This window comes from Pseudomonas sp. P5_A12 (genome assembly GCF_056400685.1).
This window is the reverse complement of record NZ_JBFUKU010000064.1, coordinates 1-23472: the sequence shown is the minus strand read 5'-3', so window position 1 is coordinate 23472 and position 23472 is coordinate 1. Positions and strand designations below refer to the sequence as shown.

The window sequence follows — 23472 nt, the reverse complement described above, 5'->3', positions numbered from 1 at the left end:
ACAAGACCTTGCGCCGTTGCCTACCGTTACGCCAGAATCCGCCGGCTTGTGCGTCTTGGGCCTGGCCTCTATCGTTTCCCTGCCACTGCCCATCAGTGGTCGGGTTTAGCAGCCCGGGGTTATAAGCAAGCTGCACAAGCGCTTGTCAGTCAGGCATTCCCACGCCTGTACTTGATGGTGGTTGTGCGCAGGGCGCCTTCGGGCGCGCCGGCTTTGCTAGCTTCCCCGGTCTGCTAACCTGCGCACAGCTGCCTCCCTCACGTTTAGCAGCAGGAGGGTTGGCACTCCATCAGAGAAGCAAGCATATGTTCAAAGTAACGCCCAACCCACCGGACACCGATCCGGTCTCCCCGTACGAACCCGATTCAAACAAACTCAACGAGGCCGCCGAACGAGCCCTCGACTTCCACTTCCCGTCGAATGCCGACATCAAAGCCACCGCGCGTACGCCCAGCAAATTGTTTTCCGTGGACCAAGCGGCGAGTAACGAAACCCTGGTGGTTTTTTTGGTCGAGACACTGGCCTCGGTCGATGTGATGGTCCATCAGCTGGTGGACCATCTGGAGGGCGAGGCGCGCTATGCGTTGCTGGGCATTTCAAACAGCATCATGGTGGCCGAGATCACGGCGAATCGGGTGCTGGATCAGATTGATGTGCCTGTTTAGCCAGGTAACGGTCAGTTGAAACGCAGAACCTGTAGGAGCTGGCTTGCCAGCGAAGAGGGAGTGTCAGTCGACATAAATGTTGCCTGACACACCGCTATCGCGAGCAGGCTCGCTCCCGCAGGGATTCACTTGTCACAGTCATTGCGTGAGGACAAAAAGCCTGAACGCGACAAAGGATCAGATCAACCGCTGGATCTGCTCTTCACTCAAACCTGCTTTGCGCAAAATGCTTGTGCTGTGTTCCCCTCGCACAGGCACCTTGCCAACCGCCGAAGGCGTCGCCGAAAACCGTGGCGCGGGTGCGGCTTGCAGCACGCCGTTCTCACGTGAGTACACGCCACGTTCAGCCATGTGCGGATGGTTCAGGGCTTCTGCCGGCGTCAGTACCGGGGCGAAGCAGGCGTCGCTGCCTTCCAGCAGGTCGATCCAGTGCTGGCGTGGCTGGCTGGCAAACACCGCTTCCAGGCGTTTGCGCAATGGGCCCCACTGGCGCGGATCATACGGGCTCTTGAAGTCTGGGTCGTCACCCAGGCCCAGCTTGCTGAACAGCAAGGCGTTGAATTGCGGTTCGAGGGCTTGCACGCTGACGAACAAGCCGTCGGCGCAGGCATACGTTCGGGCCCAATGGGCGCCGTCGAGCAGGCCGCAACCGCGTTCCAGTGGCTGCTGGCCAGCGGAGTGTGCGGACAGCAGCAAGTTCATCAGGTTGGCGCTGCCATCGACAATCGCCGCATCCACCACCTGACCGACGCCATTGGTGCTGGCGTTGATGATCCCGGCCAGAATGCCCATCGCCAGGTACAACGCACCGCCGCCCAGATCACCCACCAGTGTCGGCGGTGCCATCGGCGGCTGGCCGGCTTCACCGCTGAACCACAAAGCGCCGGACAGCGCGATGTAGTTGAGGTCGTGGCCGGCAGCCTGAGCCAACGGGCCTTGCTGACCCCAACCAGTCATGCGGCCGTAGACCAGTCGCGGATTGCGCGCCAGGCACACGTCGGGGCCCAGGCCCAGACGCTCCATGACGCCGGGGCGCATGCCTTCGATCAGCGCGTCGGCGCCCTCGATCAAGCGCAATACCGCTTCGATGGCTTGAGGATCCTTGAGGTCCAGGGCAATCGATTGTTTGCCGCGATTGACGATGGCGTGCTTGCCTAGGTCGAGCATGTCACCGCCCTTGGTGCCGGCGCGTTCCACCAGAATCACCTCAGCGCCCATGTCCGCCAGCAACATGCCGCAAAACGGCCCCGGTCCGATACCGGCAATTTCGACGATACGAACGCCGTCCAATACGCCCATGTGCGTACTCCTTTGAATGAATGTCTATGTGGGGGAGGTTAACGACGTAGAAACAATGCGGTCATCACGGCATGCAACACCACCGCCGGCCACAGCAATAACCCGCCGCCGACCAACACGCCGATGTACGTCAGGTACAGCGCAATCGCGCCGTTATAGAACAGCATCGAACGCAGTGCGGCAGGGGTGGCCGGTCGAGGCCAACAGGCGATGCCGAGCGCAATCAATGCGATGCCAAAACACCGGGCGATCAGGTTGGTCGCGTCCGTCGCGATCCCCAGTAACAGATTGCTGACCAGCCCCGGCGTGACCAGCAACGCCACGCCAGTCGCCAGTTCGATAGCTGCTGAAACCACGAGCAGCTTAGGCGGGGTAAGGGCGCGTACTGGATTCATGATCGTCCTTCGAAGAAAGAGAGGCGTTTGCRGCGCGGTCCTGACGAATAAACTCGGCGGCTTTTTCGCCGATCATCACGGTCGCGGCGGTGGTGCTACAGCCAATGATAGTCGGCATGATCGAGGCGTCGACCACGCGCAAACCTTCCAGGCCATGGACCTTCAATCGGGCATCCACTACCGCCATCCAATCGTTGCCCATTTTGCAGGTGCCGACCGGGTGATAGAGGGTGTCGGAGCGGTTGCGCAGTACCTGCTCGACCTCGGCGTCGGTGTTCATAGGGGCGCCAATCACGTCCCGTGGGCAGAACGCCTTGAAGGCCGGGGTCGCCATGACTTTCTGGATGATCCGATAGCCTTCAATCAATATTTTGATGTCATCGGGATGGGTCAGGAACGCGGGGTCGATCAGTGGCGCGACCATCGGGTCGGCGCTGGCCAGGGTCAGTTGCCCGACGCTTTTCGGATGCAGCAGGCAGGCATGCAAGCTCAGGCCATGGCCGCGATACAGCGTGCGTCCATGGTTGGCGAACATAGCGGTGGTCAGCGCCAGTTCGATGTCGGCCTGAGCCAGCTCTGGCGAGGTTTTGACGAAGGCGCAGGCCTCGGCGAAGTTGGTGGTCAGCGGCCCGCTGCGATGGCGCCAGTAACGGATCGCTGCTTTGGCGATGTCCCAGGCGCCGGCCAGCGACAGGCCGATCAAGTTGCGCGACTTGACGCGATAGGAATGCACGTAATCGATGTGGTCCACCAGGTTCTGACCGACGCCTGGCAGTTCGTGAACCAGCGGAATGTCGAATTTCAGCATTTGACTCGTTGGCCCGACACCGGACAACAGCAACAATTGAGGCGAGTTGAAGGCGCCGGAACTCAGGATCAGCTCATGTCGTGCGCGCAGTGTGCGTTTTACCCCGTTCTGCACAAACTCGATGCCCACCGCGCGCTTGCCGTCGAACAGGATTCGCGTTGCGTGAGCGTGGGTTTCAATCTGCAGATTCTGTCGGTGCCGGTTAGGTGTGAGGTAGGCCTTGGCCGCGCTGCAGCGCTGACCGTCCTTTTGCATCACCTGCAGACGGCCAAAGCCTTCCATGGTCGCGCCATTCTGATCGGGGCAGGGCGGGTRACCCGCCTGTACGCCGGCCTCGACAAAGGTTTCGCCAAAGGGATTGGGCGAGGAGTGGAAGCGCACATTGAGCGGGCCGTTCTGGCCGTGCAGTTCGTCTTTGAAGTCTTCGTTGTGCTCGGCGCGCTTGAAGAACGGCAGTACTTCCTGATAGCTCCAGCCGGGGTTGCCCAACGCGGCCCAGCGGTCGAAGTCCTGCGGGTGGCCGCGGTGATAGGCCATGGCGTTGATCGAAGAACTGCCGCCCAGGGTCTTGCCACGTGGCTGATAGCCGATGCGGCCGTTCAAGCCCGGCTGGGGCACGGTCTGGTACTGCCAGTTATTGATCGAGGTCGGTACCATCGCCGCTACGCCCGCCGGCATGTGCACCAGCGGATGACTGTCGGGGCCGCCGGCTTCCAGCAGGCAGACGGAAATCGTCGGATCTTCCGACAGGCGACTGGCAACCACGCAACCGGCAGCGCCCGCGCCCACTACGATGTAATCGAACTCTGCGTTCTGGCTCATGCTGTTCTTCTCTTTTTATTGGGTGCACCACATGAACGCATTGTGGGTACAAGGCCGACTCGGCACCGGTCAATAGAATGAATTCGCTGGTCAGTGGGGCAGGTGACTATCGCGCCAAGCACCGGAACATCGTGAAAATGCACACGACGGGGCATTGACCGATGGACGGGCGGGGGCGAGTATCGGCTTTCGCATTCCCCACAGGCAGGCCCATGTCAGGTTCGAAAATGGATACGCCCGGCACTGAAACATCGTTGCGTGAAGAAGCGTTGCAGCCCACCACCATCAGTAGCTATACCGTGGCCATCGCCCGCGCGCTGGACGCCAGTGGCGTCGACAGCAAGCGGATCTTCCTCGCGCTGGGCATTCCGCTGGGCGTCGCGACCGATCCGATGGCCCGCCTGCCGGTCGTGACGATGACCAAGCTGTATCGCACCTGCGTTGATGTCACCAACAATCCGTATTTCGGCTTGACCGTGGCCAAACATATTCATCTGACACACCTGCATGCATTGGGCTACTCCCTGGCGGCCAGTGGCACGTTGCTGGATTTCTGCCGGCGCCTGGAGCGTTATTTCCGCTTGGTGTCCCAGGTCGCCAAGGCTCACGTCACCCAGGAGGGCGACCTGGTTCTGTTCCGTTTCGATCACTTGCTGGAGCTTTGCTTCGAGACTGAAGATGCGTTTTTCGGTTTTCTGATTCGCTCCATGCGTCTGCTCTATAAACAGGAGTTCAAGCCGGTACGGATGGAGTTCTGCCGCCCGATGCCCCACGAAGGCGCGGGCCCTTATGACGCGTTGTTCAGGTCGCCGGTGTTGTTCGGGCAGGCCAGCAGCCTGATGGTGTTTAACAAGGCGGATCTGATGCAGCCGCTCAGCGGTTCCTGCCCGGAGTTGGCCCAGGTCAACGACAACATCATCATCAGTTACCTGGCGCGGCTGGACAAAAACGATGTGATCACCGGCGTGACCCAGAAAATCATCGAGTTCCTCCCGGATGGCGATTGCAGCCGCGACAAGGTGGCCAGTGCGCTGCACATGAGCCCGACCAAGCTGCAACTCAAGCTGTCCCAGCGTGGCACGCATTTCCAGCAACTGCTCGATGACACCCGCAAGGAACTGGCCTACAGCTACCTGAGCCAGGCGACGCGGCCGGTGACTGAAATCACCTTCCTCCTGGGTTTCAGTGATACCAGCAATTTCACCCGCGCGTTCAAACGCTGGACCGGGCTGTCGCCCACGGATTATCGCCAGCAACTCTGAAACCTCCTTCCTGCACACAATCCATAACGCAACCTGTAGTAGCAGGCTTCGCCAGCTGCTACAAAAAATTCGTTGCCGCAGAAATTGTTTAGCTGACCGGTGAATTGGCCCAATTGACCGGCGACCCCCCCACCCCTCGCGATACAACAGTCTCGACCGAACTGGTCAGTGCTCCAGAGAGCAGGGCACCACACCGAAGTCGGCATTTTTTTGAATGACTTTTCGTGAAACCACAGAGAAGGCGAGCACGCTAGATGAATAACAACAATAAGATCTGCCACCCAAATCTGCGCCGCGGGCTGCTGGCTTCGGCGGTACTCGCCGGGCTGGGCATGACACCCGTGCAGGCGTTCGAATTTGATACGGGAAACGAGGACCTGACGGTTCGTTTCGACAACACCTTGAAGTTCAACTACGCCCAGCGTGTCGAGGCGGCGAACAGCAAGCTGGCCAACTCGTGGAACAACAACGACGGTGACCGCAATTTCTCTTCCGGCAGCCCGGTCGCCCAGCGCCTCGACGTCTTGTCGGAGCTGGACGTGGTGTACAAAAAACAGATGGGCTTTCGGGTCAGCGCCAACAGCTGGTACGACCATGCCTATGACGACGTCGGCAGCTTCAACCCGGCGACCAACCAGCTGAATGACGGCAAGGCTGATTCCAAGCACCAGAGCGGCTATGCCGACCGTTATTACAACGGCCCGTCCTCCGAGATCCTCGACGCCTTTGTGTTCGGTAGCACCGAAATCGGCGATGAATCGATGCTCAGTGGCAAGGCCGGCAAACACACGGTCTACTGGGGTGAAAGTGTCCTGGCCTTTGCCCACGGCAACAGTTATGGCCAGTCGGGCCTGGATTTGTCCAAGGCCCTCGCGGTGCCGGGCACTGAAGCCAAAGAGCTGTTCATCCCGCGCAATCAGCTGTCCACCAGCTTCACCGTCAATCCGGAACTGACCCTCGCGGCACAGTATTTCTTCGATTGGGACGCCGCCCGCTTGCCGGAGTCCGGCACCTATCTGGGTTTCAACGACGGTATCCAGAGCGGCGGCCACAACCTGTCTTTGATCGCCGCAAGGAATCCGTTCTTCGGCCTTCAGGGCCCGTTGGGTGCCAATGAGTTTCTGCGCCTGCAAAACGGTCACACCTTCACGCCAAGCAACAGCGGCGACTTCGGCCTGATGGCTAAGTGGAGCCCGGCGTGGCTGGACGGCACCCTGGGTATCTACTACCGCAAAACCTCGGACATCCTGCCCAATCTGGCGCTGCAGCCGGGTGCAATCACACCGGCCGCAATCGCCTCGGGCACTGTCGGCAGCTACAACCAGTTCTACGTGGATGACATTGATATCTACGGTTTAAGCCTGGCCAAAAACATTGCCGGCGTGAGTGTCGGTTTCGACCTCAACTATCGCCACAACATGGCGCTGTCCAGCGTTCCTGCCACCGTCAACCCGACTTTGGGCGCGGCCGGGGCCCCGGGTTTCATCAGCAGTTTCGATGGCCAGAACGGCGTGGCGCGCGGCAACACCGTACACGCGGTGCTGAACGGCCTGACCACCTTCGGCGAAACACCGCTCTGGGATTCCTCTTCGTTGCTGGTTGAACTCGCGTATAGCCGCTGGCTGGACGTCACCGACAACAAGCAACTGTTCAAGGGCGAGGATTGGTACAACGGCGTCGACAAGGTCTCCAAGGACAACTACATCGTCGGCATGAACTTCAACCCGACCTGGTACCAGGTGTTTCCCGGCATCGATATGTTCATGCCGGTCAACTACAACGTTGGCCTCGCGGGCCAGTCGTCCGTGCAACTGGGCGGCAACAAAGGCACCGGCAGCTACGCCGTCGGCGTCGGCATGGACGTGCACAGCCAGTACCGCTTCGACCTTAAGTACGTCGACAACTTTGGCGACTTCGACACCTGCGGTTCTGCCGGCAATGCTGCGAACCATGGCGATGGCGCCGCACCCGGTGCCAACGGTCAATACAACTGCGTGCCCGGCCAGACCACTGCGTTTGCCGGAACCGTGGCCCAGCTCAAGGATCGCGGCATGGTCACTTTCACTTTCAAAACCACCCTCTGATCCGAGTGCTGTGTGTTAACAGGAGACACCCCATGAAGTTTACCCAATCAATATTGGCCACCGCCCTGGCGTTGGCATTTGTCGGCTCCGCCCAGGCGGCGGTCAGCGCCGATCAAGCGGCCAAGCTCGGCACCAGCCTGACGGCGATTGGCGCTGACAAAGCGGCCAACGCCGACGGCAGCATTCCGGCGTACACCGGCGGTCTGACCACGATCCCGGCCGAGTTCAAGTCGGGCGACTCGTTCCGCCCGGACCCGTTCGGCGCTGAAAAACCGCGCCTGGTGATCACTGCCAAAGAACTCGCGGCACAGAAGGACAAACTCACCGCGACCACCCAGGCGTTGCTCACCCGTTATCCGACCTATCGTCTCGACGTGTACCCGACTCACCGCACTGTCGCCATGCCTCAGGCCGTCCTGGACAACACCGCGAAAAACGCCGTGACGGCCAAGACCATCGACGGCGGGCTGGGTCTGGAAAACTCCCTGCCGGGCGTACCGTTCCCGATCCCCGCTGACGGCAACGAAGCGATGTGGAACCACTTGCAGCGCTATCAAGGCGTGGCAATGACCAACAAGTACGACTCGTGGAACGTCGACTCCTCCGGTACCGCTTCGTTGAGCTCCACGGGTGTGTTCAACATCGAATACCCGCTCTTTGCCCCATCGCGCCCAGCGGGTCCGGTGACAGCCGATGAACCGTACTACAAGATCAAGCTGACCTACACCGGCCCTGCGCGTCGTGCCGGTGAAGCGCTGCTGCTGATGGACTCGGTCAACCCGTTGCAACAACCGCGTCGCGCCTGGCAATACCTGCCGGGACAACGCCGCGTGAAACTGGCACCGGACCTGGCCTACGACACGCCAAACCCGGGCACTGTCGGCGCCGCCACCTATGACGATGCCTTCGTGTTCAACGGCGCGATGGACCGTTACGACTTCAAGCTGGTCGGCAAGAAAGAAATGTATGTGCCGTACAACACCTACAAGTTGAGCTACCACAAAGACGCGGCTGACGTGATGAAGGCCAACCACGTCAATCCGGATTTGATGCGCTGGGAGCTGCACCGGGTGTGGGTGGTGGAAGCCACGCTCAAGCCGGGCAAACGCCACATCTACAGCAAACGTACCTTCTACCTCGACGAGGACAGCTGGATCGCTTTGGCCTCCGACGAGTATGACGCTCGTGGCCAGCTCTACCGCGGTGGTTTCGCGCACATGACCTACAGCTACGACGTCAAGGCGCCGGACACGATCAACCACATGATCTACGACCTGATTTCCGGTGCTTACAACGTGAACGGTTTCTACGGTCCTTATGGTGGCTTGAAGTACATCGACCCACTGTCCAAGGCGCAGTGGTCTGCTGAATCGCTGGCTGGCGCCGGCATCCGCTAAACCCCCGACCCCCTGTGGGAGCGAGCCTGCTCGCGAAGGCGGTGTATCAGTCAACTTTTATGTTGAATGTGCCGGCCTCTTCGCGAGCAGGCTCGCTCCCACAAGGGAACCGTGGTGTGCAACGAGATAATAATAATGACAATGATCAAGTGGTTTCTGCTGGCCGCGCTGTCGGCTGCCATGGCCGTGCCGTTCACCCGCCCGGTGTTCGCCGGCCAATTTGCCGATGTGCTCGACACACCGGCACTGCCAWGCGTTTTCGCCGAACGCTCGACGCTGACCGGGCTGACTCACGCGGGTGAGCGTCTGGTTGCCGTGGGCCAGCGCGGGCACATTCTGTATTCCGATGATGCCGGTCAGCACTGGCAACAGGCGCAAGTCCCGGTCAGTTCCGACCTGGTCGCCGTGCATTTTCCAACACCACAACAAGGCTGGGCGGTCGGGCACGATGGCGTGGTCCTGCACAGCAGCGATGCCGGCCAGACCTGGACCCGGCAACTGGACGGGCGTCAGCTCGGCCCCATCCTGCTCGACTACTACCAGCATCAACTTTCCAGCCAAGCGGATGACGAAATTCTGCAACTACGGGTCGGCGATGCCCAGCGCATGGTCGCCGAAGGCGCCGATAAACCCTTCCTCGATGTCTGGTTCGAAAACGACCAGGTCGGCTACATCATCGGTGCCTTCAACCTGATTTTGCGCACCGACGATGGCGGTCGCCACTGGACGCCGTTGCTGGATCGCACCGATAACCCAAGCGCCCTGAACCTCTACGCACTGCGCCCGGTGGGCGACGATTTGTTCATCGTCGGCGAGCAAGGCCTGGTGCTGAAACTGGACCGTGCGAGCGGTCGATTCAACGCGACACCAACGCCGTATAACGGCAGCTTTTTCGGCATCACCGGTAAGCCGGGCGCGACGCTGGTGTTCGGTCTGCGCGGCAATGTGTTCCGCAGCACTGACAGTGGCGCGAGCTGGAACAAGATCGACCTCGGTTTGCCCCTGAGCATCACCGCCAGTTCCGTCACGGCAGATGGCCGGATTGTGCTGGTCAGCCAGGCCGGTCATGTGCTGGTCAGCAGCGACGACGGCGCGAGTTTTCAGCTTCAACCGAACACCACACCGGCCCCCGTGGCCGCCGCGCAGGTTTCTGGCGGCTCGCTGGTGCTGGCAGGCACCCGTGGCCTGCGCCAGTTGCCCCTCGAATAAGCCCGGCATCACACAGAGAACACCAAGATGGGTCATCACGAACTCGAAACAATGCCGGTCATTCGCGAGCTCAAGGGCTTCGACGCGCGCTCCGGTAACGCCCTGGAACGGCTGATTTTCAACAACCGCGTGTGGGTGGTACTGGCCTGCCTGCTGGTGACGATTGCACTGAGCTTCTTCGCCACCACCCGGCTGACGCTCAATGCCAGCTTCGAGAAGATGCTCCCGCAGAGCCAGCCCTTCATCCAGAACTACCTGGAAAACCGTCAGGCCCTGCGCGGCCTGGGTAACGCGGTGCGGGTTGTGGTGGAGAGCAGCAACGGCGACATTTTCGATCCGCACTACCTCGATGCCTTGAAAGAGATCAACGACGAACTGTTTGTCACGCCGGGCGTCGACCGGGCCTGGATGAAGTCGCTGTGGACCCCGGCCGTGCGCTGGACCGAAGTCACCGAGCAAGGCTTCCAGGGTGGCCCGGTGATGCCCGATTCCTATGACGGCTCGGCGCAAAGCGTTGCGCAGCTGCGGCAGAACATTGCCCGGTCGGGCATTGTCGGCAGCCTGATCGGCAACAACTTCAAGTCGAGCATGATCTTCGTGCCGCTGCTGGAGAAAGACCCGGTCACCGGGCAGGCCATCGACTATCACCAGTTCTCGAAAACCCTCGAAGAGAAACTGCGCGACAAATACGAATTCGAAGGCAGCGTCCGGGTAACGGGCGAAGAGGGCAAAGGCCCGATCAAGATTCGGGTGATCGGCTTTGCCAAACTGGTCGGCGACCTGATCGACGGCCTGATGCAGGTCATGCTGTATTTCGGTGTCGCCGCCGTGATTGCCACGGCGATCATCTTCTACTTCACCCGTTGCGTACGCAGTACGGCGCTGGTGATTCTGTGCTCGGTGATCGCGGTCGTCTGGCAGTTGGGTCTGGTCGCGCTGTTCGGCTTTTCGCTGGACCCGTTCTCGATTCTGGTGCCATTCCTGGTGTTCGCCATCGGCGTGTCCCACGGTGCGCAGAAGATGAACGGGATCATGCAGGACGTCGGGCGCGGCACTCATCAACTGGTTGCCGCGCGCTACACCTTCCGTCGTCTGTTTCTCGCTGGACTCACCGCGTTGCTGGCCGATGCCGTGGGCTTTGCGGTGTTGATGCTGATCGACATTCCGGTGATCCAGGATCTGGCGATCACGGCGAGCATTGGCGTCGCGGTGCTGATCTTCACCAACCTGGTGCTGCTGCCGGTGTTGCTGTCGTACTGGGGCGTGAGCCGCAAGGCCGCGGAGCGCAGTTTGCGCGCCGAGAACAAGGAACTGCGCGGCAAAGGCATCGGCGCGCTGTGGAGTTTTCTCGACAAGTTCACCGAGCGCCGCTGGGCCACCATCGCGGTGAGCGTGGCGGGTGTGTTGGCAGTGGGCGGGATTGCCGTCAGCCATCATCTGAAGATCGGGGACTTGGACCCCGGTGCACCGGAGTTGCGTTCGGACTCGCGGTACAACCGCGACAACGCCTACATCACCGCCAACTACTCGCTGTCCAGCGACCAGTTCGCAATCATGCTCAAGACCCCGACCGAAGGCTGCCTGAAATACGAGTCATTGGTGGAGGCCGATCGCCTTGCCTGGCTGTTGCAGCAAGTACCGGGCGTGCAAACCACGGTGTCGCTGACCAACGCCGTGCGGCAAATCACGGCGGGTTCCTATGAAGGCAACCCGAAGATGCTGACCATCGCGCGCAATCAGGACGTGCTGAACTACGGCGCCCAGCAGGCCTCGGTCAGCAGCCCGGACCTGTTCAACAACGATTGCTCGATGATGCCTATCGTGGCGTACCTGTCGGACCACAAGGCCGAAACCCTCGACCGCGTGGTGCAAGTGGCCGAAACCTTCGCCCGTGAGCACAGCAACGGCGAGCGTCAGTTCATGCTTGCTGCCGGCAGCGCCGGGATTGAAGCAGCGACCAACATCGTCGTGCGCGATGCCAACCGCACCATGCTGCTGTATGTGTATGGCGCGGTGATTGTGTTGTGCTTCATCACCTTCCGCAGCTGGCGTGCGGTGGTGGTGGCGGTGGTGCCCTTGATGCTGACGTCGATACTGTGCGAAGCCTTGATGGTCTGGCTCGGCATGGGCGTCAAAGTCGCCACGTTGCCAGTGATTGCCCTGGGTGTGGGGATCGGCGTGGATTACGCGTTGTACCTGTTGAGTGTGCAACTGGCGCAGCAACGTGCCGGGTTGTCGCTGACAGAGGCCTATCGCAATGCCGTGGCGTTCACCGGCAAAGTGGTGGCGTTGGTCGGGATAACGCTGGCTGCCGGTGTGATCACCTGGGCCTGGTCGCCGATCAAGTTCCAGGCGGACATGGGCATTCTGCTGACCTTCATGTTCATCTGGAACATGGTCGGGGCGTTGGTGCTGATCCCGGCGCTGTCGCACTTTTTGTTGCGCAAAGTGAAATAGGCCAACACCAGGAACGGGGCGGTGAACCACCGCCCCGATGCCTTCTACTAACCGGTAGTGGCTGCCAACAGCGGCGCCACCTGCTCATCGGTCAATGCCGCATGGACGTCCATTTTCATGATGTCGCTCCACTCCAGCACCCATTGCTGGATGGGCACCAGATCACTCGCCTCTAGCACACCCATACCGCTCGAACTGCCTACGGCATGCCAGCGTCCGAGCATCTTGACGCCTTTGGGTGGAACACCCCCGGTCTTGAGAAAGCGCTCGATCGCCTTGTTACGGTTTTCCGGGTTAATCGACCAACTGACAACGAATAACATAGGCCACCTCCTGATACGGATTGGCACCTGTTTGTCTTCGCGCACCTGGCTGGCGCCGGGACCACGGTTACGCTGAACCCCCTTTGTCCCCAGTGAAGGCATAGCAGCGCCCGGCCGTGCGTGTACGACCGCTGATCCTCTTTAATGGTCTTTTCAAGGATTGAACAACGTCACGCCCGGCACCTGTTTCACTCGCGAAACATGGGCGAACTTGTAGTTTTCATTGATGCTGACCTTACGCATCCCGCAACAGGTCGTTGGCGTTGAGGATGTCGTAGGCGATTTCCGGGCGATTTTCCAGGCTGCGGCGAATGGCGGCCGGGATCGACTGGCGGGTTTTGCGGCATAGCCCCGGTTGCTCTCCAAGGGTGATGCCGATGCCGCGCATGGTGCGCACTTCGTTGAAGCTGGGGACGATCTCGACGCGGATGCCCAATTGCTCATACATCCGCTGTTGCAGGCGTTCGAGGTCGGCCAGGCTCTGAAGATTTTCCAGTCGGTCGAGCAGACGTTTTTCTTCCTGACGGGTCAGGAACAGGATGCGCACGTCCGCCCCCGGTGTTTCCAGCAACGGGTCACGCCCGCAGATGCAGGCGCCGGGCGGGCAGGGTGAGCGGATCGGAGCGGAGGTGGTCATTGGGTTCAATCATAGAGCGCTCTAATCCGGTTTGCCCATAGCTGAATCGTCAGTCGGAGATTTCCGTCGTCGGGATGATTTGCTCCTCCTCAACCGGCGCACTGCTGGCGGTTTTCTTTTCCCGCCGATCATTCATCCAGGTGTTCAACTGAGCACCGAATTCGGTCGGGGCTTTGCGTGCGACCCGTCTGGCCAAATCGAGAATGGTCTGCTGGGCGAGCGCGTCTTCCATGCGTTTTTGCGCGGTCATCATGACGGCGTGCACCGAGCAAGGACCGTCGAGGGCCCACGCCGGTGGGGCGCCGTCGAACACGGCACAGCGCCCACGAATTTCGCGGCAATCAAAAATCAGTTTCTGGCCATCAATGGCCTTGACGATATCCAGCACGCTGATTTCATCCGCCGGCCGCGCCAGTTTGAACCCGCCGCGCACGCCTTCGGTGGCGATCACCAGTTTTGCCTTGGCCAGCCGGGTGAAAATCTTGGCCAGGTAATCCAGGGGCACGCCTTGCAACTCGGCCAGGTCGCGCACGCTCGCCTCACGGCTGTCGCCGGAATCGCCCACCAAAAAAATCAGGCAATGAATGCCGTATTCAACGCCTGCGCTGTAAAGAGACATCTGGATCTCCGACTGAATGAGTCGCCAATATTATCAGCCGATGGTTAGGGGAGCAATGATCCGCTGGCGAGGCTAGCTGCCCGGTGTTGCTTAATGATTAAAGCCTATTCGGGGTTGTCGAGGTATCAGTGTTGGCGATAGTAACCATTGTTAATTGGGTATTGCAGGCTGTAACTCGGATCACTATAGTCGCCGATGTCTGCTCGGCAACGAGTTATGTCTTGGGTCATCCTCGGAGTTAAAACCATGAAACAGCACATTCTGGTCATCGGCGCAGGTTTCGGCGGCATGTGGACGGCGTTGAGCGCAACACGCCTGTTCGACCTGCATGATCACAACGGCGTAGAGGTCACGGTACTGGCGCCTCAGGCCGAGCTGCGCGTGCGTCCGCGCTTCTACGAGCCGAACGCTCATCAACTGGCTGCACCGATCGGTGAGCTGTTCGATGCCGTGGGTGTGAAGTTCATCAAGGGCGCCGCAGACACCATCGACGTGCAGCAAAAACGCKTGGGCTATATCGATGCTTCGGGCACCCGGCAGACGTGCAGCTACGACAAACTCGTTCTGGCGACCGGCAGCCGCCTGGCCCTGCCGATCACCCCGGGCGTGGTCGAACATGCCTTTGATGTGGACCAGATTGAACAAGCCGTGCGTCTGGAAAACCACCTCAAATCCCTGGCCAACCTGCCAGACAGCAAAACCCGCAATACCGTGGTGGTGGCGGGCGGTGGGTTCACCGGGATTGAAACGGCGACTGAAATGCCGGCGCGTCTGCGGGCAATTCTCGGTGAGGGTGCCGACATTGAAGTGATCATCGTCGACCGTGTCGAAAAGGTCGGGGCTTCGATGGGCGCCGAAATCAGCCAGTCGATTGCCGAAGCGAGCACGGAACTGGGGGTGAAGTGGCAATTGAAGTCGTCAGTGGTGTCCGTCGACGAAAACGGCGTGACTTTGGCCGATGGCCAACGCATCGACGCCAAAACCGTGGTCTGGACCACCGGTGTACGAGCCAGCTCGCTGACTGAGCAAATCCCTGCCGAGCGTGATGGCCAGGGCCGTCTACACGTGGACAGTCATCTGAAAGTCATCGGCCAGGACGACATCTATGCCACGGGCGATGTGGCTTACGCGGCCTGCGATGACATTGGCAATTACGCAATGATGACCTGCCAGCACGCCATCTCGCTGGGGCGTCACGCCGGTAATAACGTGGCGGCGCACATTCTGGGCGTGGACCCGACGCCTTACAGCCAACCCAAGTACGTGACGTGCCTGGATCTGGGCGCCTGGGGCGCGGTCTACACCGAGGGTTGGGATCGTCAGGTCAAGCTGGTCAAGCAGGAAGGCAAAGAGCTCAAAACCCAGATCAATACCGTGTGGATCTACCCGCCGGCAGCTGATCGTGCCAGCGCGTTGGCCGCTGCGGATCCGATGATCCCGGTGGCTTGACAGCGCTGCTTTGAAACATAGAAAAATCCCGCTCAAGTGATCTTGGGCGGGATGTTTTTTTGTATATGGAAAGCTAGATGCGGAAAGCCTGGCGGCCGACCAGCAGCCATTTGTCGCCCTTCTTTTGCCAAATCTGGAAGTTCTCGATTTCGGTCGGGACCACTTCGGTGCCCTTGAGCGCGAGTGCCGAAAAATGATTGCGAACCAGCGCTGTGTCACCAGAGATGTTGATGGTCTGGTTCTGCATTTCCAGGGTTTTGAAGGCACTTTTGCCGGTTTCGATATCGGCGATGAAGTCAGTCTTGTCTTGAACCTTGCCGCTGGAATGCCCGTAGGTCAGGTTCTCGGCCGTCAGTTCTTTAAGCTCGGGAATGTTCTTGTGCAGCATGGCCTGGGTCAGATGGTCGACGGCGCTAGCGACTTCTTTCTCGCCCGGCGCCGCGGCGGCCGCGACGTAGCCACTGAAGAGGCATAAGAAACCGACCAGCAGTTTGACATTCTTCATAGGTGTTTCCTTGTTGTTATGGATGTGGGGTGACTCATCGGTCATCGTACAACCTAAAAAGAATTTAGAGAATCCCCCACATGCACCACCGAACCGGGGCAAGCCGACGGTGTGAGATAGACTAACCAGCGGACATCAAACGTTGGGAGTGACCACTGTGGCGCGACTCACATGGACTCGCTGATCACCGCCGCCGCCCGTGCACTGGCGGCGGGTGACCCGCTTGGGGCGTTGAATCGGGTTGCGTTGCGCGACGATGCGCCCGCGCTGGCACTGCGCGGCATCGCCATGGCGCAACTCGGTGATCTGGAACGCGCGAAGGCGCTGGTCAAACGGGCGGGGCGGGCATTTGGTTCGAAAGAGCCCATGGCCCGGGCGCGCTGTGTGGTGGCCGAAGCCGAAATTGCCTTGGCGGCTCGCGATTTGAGCTGGCCGGAAAAAGCCCTCGACACAGCGCGGGCAACGCTCGAAGCCCATGGGGATTGGGTGAATGCGGCCCACGCGCGGTATCTGGAGATCCGCCGGTTGTTGCTGATCGGCCATCTCGATCAGGTCGAGGAACGGCTTGCCCGGCTGGATCCGGCGCCCTTGCCGCCGGCCCTGCGCGCCGCGCATGAGTTGGTGGTGGCCGGCATCGCGATGCGCCGACTGGAGATCAAAAAAGCGCGGTCTGCGCTGGAGCGGGCCGAACGCTTTGCAGGCGAGGCCGGGATCCCGGCGCTCAGCGCCGAAGTCGACAATGTCGCTCACGTGATGGACGCCCCCGCAGCCCGGTTGATCTGCCGTGGCGAGGCGCGGCCGCTGATGTTGGATGAGGTGGAAACGCTGCTCACCTCAACCTCGCTGGTGGTCGATGCATGTCGTTACGTGGTGCGCGGCGCTGGCATGTCGGTGTCCCTGGCCAGGCGTCCGGTGCTGTTCACACTCGCGCGGGCATTGGCCGAAGCCTGGCCCGCCGATGTCCCCCGGGAAACACTCATCGCCTATGCTTTTCGTTTGAAACTCAGTGATGAATCCCATCGTGCGCGGTTGCGCGTCGAGGTCGGACGGCTGCGTGCGGCGCTTCGGCCGCTGGCCGGGGTCACCGCGACGAAGCGCGGCTTTGCCCTGGTGTCGCCGGACGTCGTGGTGCTGGCGCGACCGGTGGAGGAGCAGCACGCGGCGCTGCTGGCGTTTCTGGCAGATGGTGAGTCGTGGTCGAGTTCGGCCCTGGCAATGGCGCTGGGCACCGGTCAGCGCAGCGTGCAACGGGCACTTGATGCACTGGCGGTCGTCGGCAAAGTGCAGGCGTTTGGCCGTGGCCGCGCCCGGCGCTGGATGACACCTCCGTTGCCGGGATTCGCGACGACATTGTTACTCACGGCGTTGTTGCCGGGTGATTAGGATCCACTCCACACACCCAGTGAAGAGGATGCAACCATGAAACGTTCAACTGCTGAAATCATCCGTGAATACGGCCCGTTTCCCGGCGTCGACAGCGTGCATGGCGTCTCGTTTGACGGCCGGCGCGTCTGGTTTGCTTCCGGAGAAAAGCTCAACGCCCTCGATCCGGAAAGTGGACAACCAACGGGTTCAATCAACGTTGCCGCAGACGCAGGAACCGCCTTTGACGGCCAGCACTTGTTCCAGATTGCCGGCGAACACATCCACAAGATCGATCCGCAAAGCGGCCGTGTACTTGCCACCATCCCGGCGCCTGGCGGTGGCGCTGATTCGGGGCTGACGTGGGCGGAAGGCACGCTGTGGGTCGGTCAGTACCGGGCGCGCAAAATCCATCAGATCGACCCCGACACCGGGGCGATTCTGCGCACCATTGAGTCCAATCGTTTTGTCACCGGGGTGACTTGGGTGGACGGCGATCTGTGGCATGGCACGTGGGAGGAAGATCAGAGTGAGTTGCGGCGAATTGACCCGATCACCGGCAAAGTCCTGGAGGCCGTCGAAATGCCGCCAGGGGTGGGGGTGTCAGGTCTTGAGTCGGACGGCGCCGAGCGGTTTTTCTGTGGCGGTGGCAATAGCGGCAAGGTGCGGGCCGTTCGTCGGCCCGTGTCTTCCTAGAACGTAAACTGACGCGACGAGCGGGGTGCGCTCTGGGCCAGCTCGATCTCCAGCAGGTGTTCGACCAGCACGTCATTGAGAAAGCGGAACTGATCATTGAGCCCGACCACTTCGTTGTTGAAGTGGTTGGCCGCTGCCGGCATCAGCAACGCCTCGAAGTTCGCGTCGAACACCAGTGACAGTTCTTTGCGCGACACGAAATCTTGCGCGTAGAAGTTAGTGCCAAATACCGGGAAGCTCACGGCCAGGCTGACGGAGTGGATCATGACGGGTGCTCCTCGGTCTGGCCGATGTCCAGGATGAAACGGGAAAAAAGCGTCAGCGTCACGGCGGTCAGGGCCAGGCAGGTCAGGAGATGGATCAACATGATGCGGCCCTCCGAGGCGGGGTTTGGGTTGGTATTGGGTGATCGTGCGCCTGAGGGGGTTGGTGCGGAAGGCATTCGTCGCGATGGTGAATATCGATGTTAATGATGGTGTTCTTGTGGGCCTCATCGCGAGCAGGCTCGCTCCCACATTTGGATCGCGATGAGTTCAAAACTGTGGGAGCGAGCCTGCTCGCGATGAGGCCCTCAAACTCGCTATCCAACCCACGGCGAACAAATACCGCCACCTATACTCCAAACAATAGGCCTTTGAGTTTCGGGCATTCTGCCCGAGGGCGACTGTAGGAAATCGCGATCTTGAACCTGCGTTCGCTGATCGTCGCCGTGCTGATGGTGTTGGCGGGATGCGCCACGCCTGAGCGTGCCCCGGAGGTGGCGGCGGTTGTGGTGGTCGTGTCCGATAGCACTTGGCGACAGGTGGATCGCGAAATCGTCGCGGCGTCGCAATCGGCCACCGAGCAGACGCGAATCTACTCACGCGGGGCCATGGATTACTGGCGCACACGGGTCTACCAACTCACCGAAGAGAACTTCATCCCCTGGTTCAGCAGTTACTGGACCCAGGAATGGTTGTCGATGAAGGTCAGCTGGTACACCCTCAGTGCCAAGGGCGAGCAGGATGCCTCGTCCAAGCGCCTGGCAGGCTACTTGCTGGAGCAATACCAGGAACGCGTGCTGGCGCCGGTCGCGGTCGAGATTGATCCCGACCAAATTCTCGGCAACTCCACGGCGTTCTACGTGGACATTCTTCAGGAAGAGCTGCAGAAAATTTCCAAGCGTCACGGCATCCCGATGGCCCAGCTCAATGGCCGCATCCAGAAAATCCCCGCCATTGACCTCGGGCCACCGCCCGCGCGCAATGCCTCGCTTTACCAGGTCGTGCGTACGCAACCGCTGGATTCACTGCCAGCTTACGCAGCGCTGATCGACAAGATTCACARGGCGGGTGGCGACAAGGGGGTCGGTTCGACGGACACCGCCATGGCGCCCGTGGCCAAGCGCGCCAGTCAGCGCATGGAAGCCGAAATGGCCCCGCGCGGGGCCGCCAGTGCGGTGGCCGCCGCTGCCGGGAAACTGGCCGGGGGCTTGATCACCGTCGGGGTGGCCGGGATCCGCGCGCTCATCCAGGCCGCCGACCGACCCGACAGCGAGGCGCTGATTCGCAGCAGCCTGGGCAATACGTTCGACAAGGCCTGGCTGAAGCTAGTGCAGAATCCGACGACTGGCGTGATGGCAGGGACGCTGTACATGGCGGGGCAGATCGAGGGCAATCTGGCGGTCAGTGCCGAAGCACCGCCGGTCGATTCGGTCAGCGGATCTGTCGATTGGAGTCCGACGGAATCGACTAACCAGCACCTCGACCCTCAATCCCCCACAGGAGAATGACCATGTCTTATGTCGATGGTTGTGTGATTGCCGTACCGACCGCCAATCGCGAGCAATTCAAGAAGCACGCCGAAATCACCAGCGCGATTTTCAAGGAAAACGGCGCCTTGAGCATTGTTGAATGCTGGGGCGACGATGTGCCGGACGGCAAAGTGACCTCGTTTCCGATGGCGGTGAAACTCAAGGAAGACGAAACCGTGGTGTTTTCCTGGATCGTCTGGCCGGACAAGCAGACCCGCAATGCCGGCATGCAGAAAATGATGGCCGACCCGCGCATGCAACCGGACGTCAATTCAATGCCGTTCGATGGTCAGCGAATAATCTTCGGCGGCTTCAACATCATCTATCAGGCCTGAAACAACCTGCCGGATCACTCCGCGCTCGGGGTGATCCGGCAACTCTTGCGATTACGGATCTCGTTGTCGGTCGGCCGCTCCCTGACGAACTCGAAACGTGGCTCACCTTCGCTATAGTGAACCAGCCAGCCCCATTCCAGCTCGGACTCATCCTGACCCGGTTGCGGTGGCATCGCCCACCATGGCTCTTTGCTGATGATCTGCCGCATGGCCCCCTCCCGTTGTTTTCGGTTGGTTCAACTATAACGTGCATGTCAGGAGGTGCCAGGCGTGAGCGACGAATCCCATGAACCACTCAAACGGCTGTTTTTTGCGCTGAATTGCCCGCCCGAGCAACGCAAGGCGATTGCCCAATGGCGCAGCGCGCTTGAACTGCACAGCGGGCGCCCGGTGCCAGTGGAAAACTTTCACCTGACGTTGAAGTTTTTGGGCGCGGTGGGTGTGGCGCAGATCGCCGATATCTGCGCCGCCGCCGCGAAGGTTCGCGTGCCGGGTGTGCCGTTGAAGTTGGCGCTTGACCGGCTGGATGTCTGGCGCAGGGCTGGGGTGTTGGTGCTGGCACCGGAGCAGGCGCCGCCGGCGTTATTGCGGTTGGTGTATGCGCTGGAACAGGCGATGTTGCCGTTTGGGTTTGAAGATGCGCCGAAGGAGTTTCGACCGCATTTGACCTTGATGCGCGACTACCGGCTGCCGGTGCCCGAGTCCGCGACGCCGCCGGAGTTTTTCCTGCGGGCTGATCGCTTTGTGTTGTTTGAGTCGCACAAGGGGCGTTATCGGGCATTGGCCGAATGGCCGCTGGTGCCCGCATAAAAAAAGGCGCCCGAGGAGGGCGCCCGAATTCACCTTAACCGAGGAGCCAGGTGAGGCCGTTCTGCTGCAGGGAGCGTGCAGCGGTGGTAAGGCGCTGCGGGAACGGAAAACTTTGGCACTGATCGTTCCCACGCTCTGCGTGGGAATGCCTTCGCGGACGCTCCGCGTTCGGCTGTGGAAAGGGACGCGGAGCGTCCCGGGCTGCATTCCCACGCGGAGCGTGGGAACGATCATTACTTCCCGAGCTTGACCCGCGTCCAGCCCCGGGTCATCACTCGCTGAATCCCGATCGGCATATCCGGAATCGCATACAGCGTCGCCATCACGTCCTGGGGCGGATATGAGCCCGGATCATCGCGAATCGCTTCATCCACCAACGGTGTTGCCGCCGCGTTGGCGTTGCTGTAGCCGATGTTGTTGGTGATCTCGGCGATGATGTCCGGGCGCATCAGGAAGTTCATGAACAGGTAGGCGTTCTCGACGTTTGCCGCGTCCCGAGGGATGGCGACCATGTCATAGAAACTGCCGGCGCCTTCTTTCGGGATGCTGTAGTCGATCTGCACCGTGTTGCCCGATTCCTGGGCACGGGCCTTGGCTTGCAAGACGTCACCGGAATAACCGACTGCCACGCAGATGTTGCCGTTGGCCAGGTCGGAGWTGTACTTCGACGAATGGAAGTACGCCACGGAAGGGCGAATCTTCATGAACAACGCTTCAGCTTCGGCGATCTGGCCTTTGTCTTGTGAATTCACCGGGTAGCCCAGGTAGTGCAGGGCGGCCGGTAGCATTTCGGTGGGCGAGTCGAGGAAGCTGATGCCGCAGGCTTTGAGTTTTTCGGCGTTTTCCGGTTTGAACAGCAAGTCCCAGGAGTGGGTCGGTGCGTTGGCGCCGAGCACTTCCTTGACCTTGGCCGGGTTGAAACCAATGCCGATCGAGCCCCACATGTACGGGAAGGCATGGGCGTTATCCGGGTCGCTGGCAGAAGCGTTTTTCAGCAGCACCGGATTGAGGTTTTTCCAGTTTGGCAGCTTCGATTTGTCCAGTGTCTGATAGACACCCGCCTTGATCTGCTTGGCCAGGAAACTGTTGGACGGCACGACGATGTCGTAGCCGGATTTGCCCGCGAGCAGGCGTGCCTCAAGGGTTTCATTGCTGTCGAACACATCGTAGGTCACGCGAATGCCGGTCTCGTCTTCGAACTTCTTGACGGTGTCCGGGGCGATGTAATCCGACCAGTTGTAGACGCGCAGTACCTTGTCATTGGCCTGGGCGCCGGTAGCCATTGCGCCCAATAAGGACAGTGTCAGCAGAGTCCTGCCAAACATTTTCATCGGTACAACTCCATTCTTTTTTATTCAAATACGCAAAACATTTGCAGTCTAGGCGCCCCCCTTGTAGCAGCAGGCTTCGCCAGCTGCTACAAGGGGGGGCGTGCTACAGGCCCTTAAGCCGTTGCTCCAGCCATTTGCTTATTAGGTTGTTGCCACGATTCACTGGCGGTCTGGTCCATCGCTTCCTGGATCGCACGTTTACGGGTGGCTTCGGCGCGGCGGCTGAAGTACCAGACCATGAAGGTCACAATCGATACCGCCAACAGAATCAGGCTGGCCACGGCGTTGATCTCAGGCTTGACCCCCAGACGCACCGCCGAGAACACTTCCATCGGCAGGGTCGTCGAACCCGGCCCCGACACGAAGCTCGCCAACACCAGGTCATCCAGCGACAGGGCAAACGACATCATGCCGCCGGCCGCCAACGAGGGCGCGATCATCGGAATGGTGATCAGGAAAAACACCTTGAATGGCTTGGCCCCGAGGTCCATGGCCGCTTCTTCGATGGACAGGTCCAGCTCACGCAACCGTGCCGACACCACCACTGCCACATACGCCGCACAGAACGTGGTGTGCGCGATCCAGATGGTGACGATGCCGCGTTCCATCGGCCAGCCGATCATCTGCGCCATGGCCACGAACAGCAGCAACAGCGACAGACCGGTGATCACTTCCGGCATTACCAGTGGCGCCGTCACGAGGCCACCGAACAGCGTGCGACCTTTGAAGCGCGTGACGCGGGTCAGCACAAACGCCGCCAACGTCCCCAGTGCAACCGCTGCCACCGCCGTGTAGCAGGCGATTTCCAGCGAACGCACCACCGAGCCCATCAGTTGCGTGTTGTCGAGCAAACCGGCGTACCACTTGAACGACCAGCCGCCCCACACCGTCACCAATTTCGAGGCGTTGAACGAGTAGATCACCAGGATCAGCATCGGCAAGTAGATGAACGACAAGCCGAAAATCAGCATGAACTTTGAAAATCCGAAGCGTTTCATCCCCGTGCCTCCATTTCTTTGGCCTGGCTGCGGTTAAACAGCAGAATCGGCACAATCAGGATCAAGAGCATTACCACCGCCAGTGCAGACGCCACCGGCCAGTCGCGGTTGTTGAAGAACTCTTGCCACAGCACGCGACCGATCATCAGCGTCTCCGGGCCGCCCAGCAGTTCCGGAATCACGAACTCACCGACCACCGGAATGAACACCAGCATGC

General features: G+C 60.5%; 23 protein-coding genes and 1 pseudogene. 12 read left to right on the top strand and 12 right to left on the bottom strand.

Annotation, left to right across the window (positions count from 1 at the left end; translation table 11 throughout):
* The first annotated feature begins 305 nt into the window (after nt 1-305).
* Complete coding sequence (locus AC1DSG_RS11680) at nt 306-665, top strand: DUF6124 family protein (protein ID WP_477791030.1); 360 nt, start codon at nt 306-308, stop codon at nt 663-665.
* A gap of 177 nt (nt 666-842) precedes the next feature.
* Here AC1DSG_RS11680 and AC1DSG_RS11675 read toward each other — a convergent pair whose 3' ends face one another.
* The 3 genes from AC1DSG_RS11675 to AC1DSG_RS11665 are packed head-to-tail and all read right to left on the bottom strand — an operon-like array spanning nt 843 to nt 3989.
* Complete coding sequence (locus AC1DSG_RS11675) at nt 843-1964, bottom strand: CaiB/BaiF CoA transferase family protein (protein ID WP_477791029.1); 1122 nt, start codon at nt 1962-1964, stop codon at nt 843-845.
* A gap of 38 nt (nt 1965-2002) precedes the next feature.
* The gene (locus AC1DSG_RS11670; protein WP_477791028.1) at nt 2003-2359 is read right to left on the bottom strand and encodes a hypothetical protein; all 357 of its coding nucleotides are present in this window, start codon (nt 2357-2359) and stop codon (nt 2003-2005) included.
* Complete coding sequence (locus AC1DSG_RS11665; protein ID WP_477791027.1) at nt 2328-3989, bottom strand: GMC family oxidoreductase; 1662 nt, start codon at nt 3987-3989, stop codon at nt 2328-2330. Before AC1DSG_RS11665 ends, AC1DSG_RS11670 begins: the two co-directional genes overlap by 32 nt.
* A 212-nt stretch (nt 3990-4201) precedes the next feature.
* On the opposite strand from AC1DSG_RS11665, the gene AC1DSG_RS11660 reads away from it, so the two are divergent.
* From AC1DSG_RS11660 to AC1DSG_RS11640, 5 genes are all read left to right on the top strand, one after another.
* A complete protein-coding gene (locus tag AC1DSG_RS11660; protein WP_477791026.1) occupies nt 4202-5251 on the top strand; it encodes an AraC family transcriptional regulator in 1050 nt (349 codons plus the stop codon).
* A 254-nt stretch (nt 5252-5505) separates the two neighbouring features.
* Nucleotides 5506-7335, top strand: a complete 1830-nt coding sequence (locus AC1DSG_RS11655) for a DUF1302 domain-containing protein (RefSeq protein ID WP_477791025.1) — start codon at nt 5506-5508, stop codon at nt 7333-7335.
* A 32-nt stretch (nt 7336-7367) separates the two neighbouring features.
* Entirely contained in the window at nt 7368-8732 is a 1365-nt protein-coding gene (locus tag AC1DSG_RS11650) for a DUF1329 domain-containing protein (protein ID WP_477791024.1), read from the top strand.
* Between the two features lie 135 nt (nt 8733-8867).
* Nucleotides 8868-9941, top strand: a complete 1074-nt coding sequence (locus AC1DSG_RS11645) for a WD40/YVTN/BNR-like repeat-containing protein (RefSeq protein WP_477791023.1) — start codon at nt 8868-8870, stop codon at nt 9939-9941.
* A 27-nt stretch (nt 9942-9968) separates the two neighbouring features.
* Nucleotides 9969-12398 carry an efflux RND transporter permease subunit gene (locus tag AC1DSG_RS11640; RefSeq protein ID WP_477791022.1) on the top strand — a complete coding sequence of 810 codons (2430 nt, stop codon included), beginning with the start codon at nt 9969-9971 and terminating at the stop codon, nt 12396-12398.
* Between the two features lie 47 nt (nt 12399-12445).
* On the opposite strand, the gene AC1DSG_RS11635 is transcribed toward AC1DSG_RS11640, so the two are convergent.
* From AC1DSG_RS11635 to AC1DSG_RS11625, 3 genes are all read right to left on the bottom strand, one after another.
* Nucleotides 12446-12721, bottom strand: a complete 276-nt coding sequence (locus tag AC1DSG_RS11635; protein WP_477791021.1) for a DUF3303 domain-containing protein — start codon at nt 12719-12721, stop codon at nt 12446-12448.
* Nucleotides 12722-12956: 235 nt separating this feature from the next.
* Entirely contained in the window at nt 12957-13358 is a 402-nt protein-coding gene (locus AC1DSG_RS11630) for a hypothetical protein (RefSeq protein WP_477791020.1), read from the bottom strand.
* Between the two features lie 49 nt (nt 13359-13407).
* A complete protein-coding gene (locus tag AC1DSG_RS11625) occupies nt 13408-13977 on the bottom strand; it encodes an RrF2 family transcriptional regulator (RefSeq protein WP_477791019.1) in 570 nt (189 codons plus the stop codon).
* A gap of 246 nt (nt 13978-14223) precedes the next feature.
* Between AC1DSG_RS11625 and AC1DSG_RS11620 the strand changes: the two genes are divergently transcribed.
* Nucleotides 14224-15426, top strand: a complete 1203-nt coding sequence (locus tag AC1DSG_RS11620) for an NAD(P)/FAD-dependent oxidoreductase (RefSeq protein ID WP_477791018.1) — start codon at nt 14224-14226, stop codon at nt 15424-15426.
* A 73-nt stretch (nt 15427-15499) separates the two neighbouring features.
* Here AC1DSG_RS11620 and AC1DSG_RS11615 read toward each other — a convergent pair whose 3' ends face one another.
* The gene (locus AC1DSG_RS11615; protein ID WP_477791017.1) at nt 15500-15931 is read right to left on the bottom strand and encodes a nuclear transport factor 2 family protein; all 432 of its coding nucleotides are present in this window, start codon (nt 15929-15931) and stop codon (nt 15500-15502) included.
* A gap of 171 nt (nt 15932-16102) precedes the next feature.
* On the opposite strand from AC1DSG_RS11615, the gene AC1DSG_RS11610 reads away from it, so the two are divergent.
* Both AC1DSG_RS11610 and AC1DSG_RS11605 read left to right on the top strand, forming a co-directional pair.
* A complete protein-coding gene (locus AC1DSG_RS11610) occupies nt 16103-17314 on the top strand; it encodes a helix-turn-helix domain-containing protein (protein WP_477791016.1) in 1212 nt (403 codons plus the stop codon).
* Nucleotides 17315-17350: 36 nt separating this feature from the next.
* A complete protein-coding gene (locus AC1DSG_RS11605; protein ID WP_477791015.1) occupies nt 17351-17989 on the top strand; it encodes a Vgb family protein in 639 nt (212 codons plus the stop codon).
* Here AC1DSG_RS11605 and AC1DSG_RS11600 read toward each other — a convergent pair.
* A complete protein-coding gene (locus AC1DSG_RS11600) occupies nt 17986-18255 on the bottom strand; it encodes a hypothetical protein (RefSeq protein WP_477791014.1) in 270 nt (89 codons plus the stop codon). The genes AC1DSG_RS11605 and AC1DSG_RS11600 overlap by 4 nt on opposite strands.
* Before the next feature lie 416 nt (nt 18256-18671).
* Between AC1DSG_RS11600 and AC1DSG_RS11595 the strand changes: the two genes are divergently transcribed.
* Nucleotides 18672-19760 (top strand): hypothetical protein, encoded by a 1089-nt coding sequence (locus AC1DSG_RS11595; RefSeq protein WP_477791013.1) that lies wholly within the window; start codon nt 18672-18674, stop codon nt 19758-19760.
* A gap of 2 nt (nt 19761-19762) precedes the next feature.
* Nucleotides 19763-20116 carry a DUF1428 domain-containing protein gene (locus AC1DSG_RS11590; protein ID WP_477791012.1) on the top strand — a complete coding sequence of 118 codons (354 nt, stop codon included), beginning with the start codon at nt 19763-19765 and terminating at the stop codon, nt 20114-20116.
* A gap of 14 nt (nt 20117-20130) precedes the next feature.
* On the opposite strand, the gene AC1DSG_RS11585 is transcribed toward AC1DSG_RS11590, so the two are convergent.
* Nucleotides 20131-20325 (bottom strand): hypothetical protein, encoded by a 195-nt coding sequence (locus AC1DSG_RS11585; RefSeq protein WP_007946346.1) that lies wholly within the window; start codon nt 20323-20325, stop codon nt 20131-20133.
* A 61-nt stretch (nt 20326-20386) separates the two neighbouring features.
* Here AC1DSG_RS11585 and thpR point away from each other — a divergent pair, with 61 nt between their 5' ends.
* On the top strand, nt 20387-20926 hold the full coding sequence (gene thpR, locus AC1DSG_RS11580; RefSeq protein WP_477791011.1) for an RNA 2',3'-cyclic phosphodiesterase: 540 nt from the start codon (nt 20387-20389) through the stop codon (nt 20924-20926).
* Nucleotides 20927-21159: 233 nt separating this feature from the next.
* Here thpR and AC1DSG_RS11575 read toward each other — a convergent pair whose 3' ends face one another.
* The 3 genes and pseudogenes from AC1DSG_RS11575 to AC1DSG_RS11565 all read right to left on the bottom strand — a co-directional run.
* Nucleotides 21160-22257 carry a polyamine ABC transporter substrate-binding protein gene (locus AC1DSG_RS11575; protein ID WP_477791010.1) on the bottom strand — a complete coding sequence of 366 codons (1098 nt, stop codon included), beginning with the start codon at nt 22255-22257 and terminating at the stop codon, nt 21160-21162.
* 113 nt (nt 22258-22370) lie between these two features.
* Complete coding sequence (locus AC1DSG_RS11570) at nt 22371-23255, bottom strand: ABC transporter permease subunit (protein WP_477791009.1); 885 nt, start codon at nt 23253-23255, stop codon at nt 22371-22373.
* Nucleotides 23252-23472: pseudogene (locus AC1DSG_RS11565) on the bottom strand (putrescine ABC transporter permease PotH); the annotation flags it as partial. The pseudogene AC1DSG_RS11565 and the gene AC1DSG_RS11570, both read right to left, overlap by 4 nt.

Excerpts from the sequence above, each read along its gene's own strand:
- AC1DSG_RS11660 (WP_477791026.1), top strand. The coding sequence starts at position 4,202 with ATGTCAGGTTCGAAAATGGATACGCCCGGCACTGAAACATCGTTGCGT.
- AC1DSG_RS11615 (WP_477791017.1), bottom strand. The coding sequence starts at position 15,931 with ATGAAGAATGTCAAACTGCTGGTCGGTTTCTTATGCCTCTTCAGTGGC.
- AC1DSG_RS11630 (WP_477791020.1), bottom strand. The coding sequence starts at position 13,358 with ATGACCACCTCCGCTCCGATCCGCTCACCCTGCCCGCCCGGCGCCTGC.
- AC1DSG_RS11590 (WP_477791012.1), top strand. The coding sequence starts at position 19,763 with ATGTCTTATGTCGATGGTTGTGTGATTGCCGTACCGACCGCCAATCGC.
- AC1DSG_RS11650 (WP_477791024.1), top strand. The coding sequence starts at position 7,368 with ATGAAGTTTACCCAATCAATATTGGCCACCGCCCTGGCGTTGGCATTT.
- AC1DSG_RS11585 (WP_007946346.1), bottom strand. The coding sequence starts at position 20,325 with ATGCGGCAGATCATCAGCAAAGAGCCATGGTGGGCGATGCCACCGCAA.
- AC1DSG_RS11655 (WP_477791025.1), top strand. The coding sequence starts at position 5,506 with ATGAATAACAACAATAAGATCTGCCACCCAAATCTGCGCCGCGGGCTG.
- AC1DSG_RS11610 (WP_477791016.1), top strand. The coding sequence starts at position 16,103 with ATGGACTCGCTGATCACCGCCGCCGCCCGTGCACTGGCGGCGGGTGAC.
- AC1DSG_RS11675 (WP_477791029.1), bottom strand. The coding sequence starts at position 1,964 with ATGGGCGTATTGGACGGCGTTCGTATCGTCGAAATTGCCGGTATCGGA.
- AC1DSG_RS11640 (WP_477791022.1), top strand. The coding sequence starts at position 9,969 with ATGGGTCATCACGAACTCGAAACAATGCCGGTCATTCGCGAGCTCAAG.
- AC1DSG_RS11680 (WP_477791030.1), top strand. The coding sequence starts at position 306 with ATGTTCAAAGTAACGCCCAACCCACCGGACACCGATCCGGTCTCCCCG.
- AC1DSG_RS11570 (WP_477791009.1), bottom strand. The coding sequence starts at position 23,255 with ATGAAACGCTTCGGATTTTCAAAGTTCATGCTGATTTTCGGCTTGTCG.
- AC1DSG_RS11605 (WP_477791015.1), top strand. The coding sequence starts at position 17,351 with ATGAAACGTTCAACTGCTGAAATCATCCGTGAATACGGCCCGTTTCCC.
- AC1DSG_RS11625 (WP_477791019.1), bottom strand. The coding sequence starts at position 13,977 with ATGTCTCTTTACAGCGCAGGCGTTGAATACGGCATTCATTGCCTGATT.
- AC1DSG_RS11600 (WP_477791014.1), bottom strand. The coding sequence starts at position 18,255 with ATGATCCACTCCGTCAGCCTGGCCGTGAGCTTCCCGGTATTTGGCACT.
- AC1DSG_RS11670 (WP_477791028.1), bottom strand. The coding sequence starts at position 2,359 with ATGAATCCAGTACGCGCCCTTACCCCGCCTAAGCTGCTCGTGGTTTCA.
- AC1DSG_RS11635 (WP_477791021.1), bottom strand. The coding sequence starts at position 12,721 with ATGTTATTCGTTGTCAGTTGGTCGATTAACCCGGAAAACCGTAACAAG.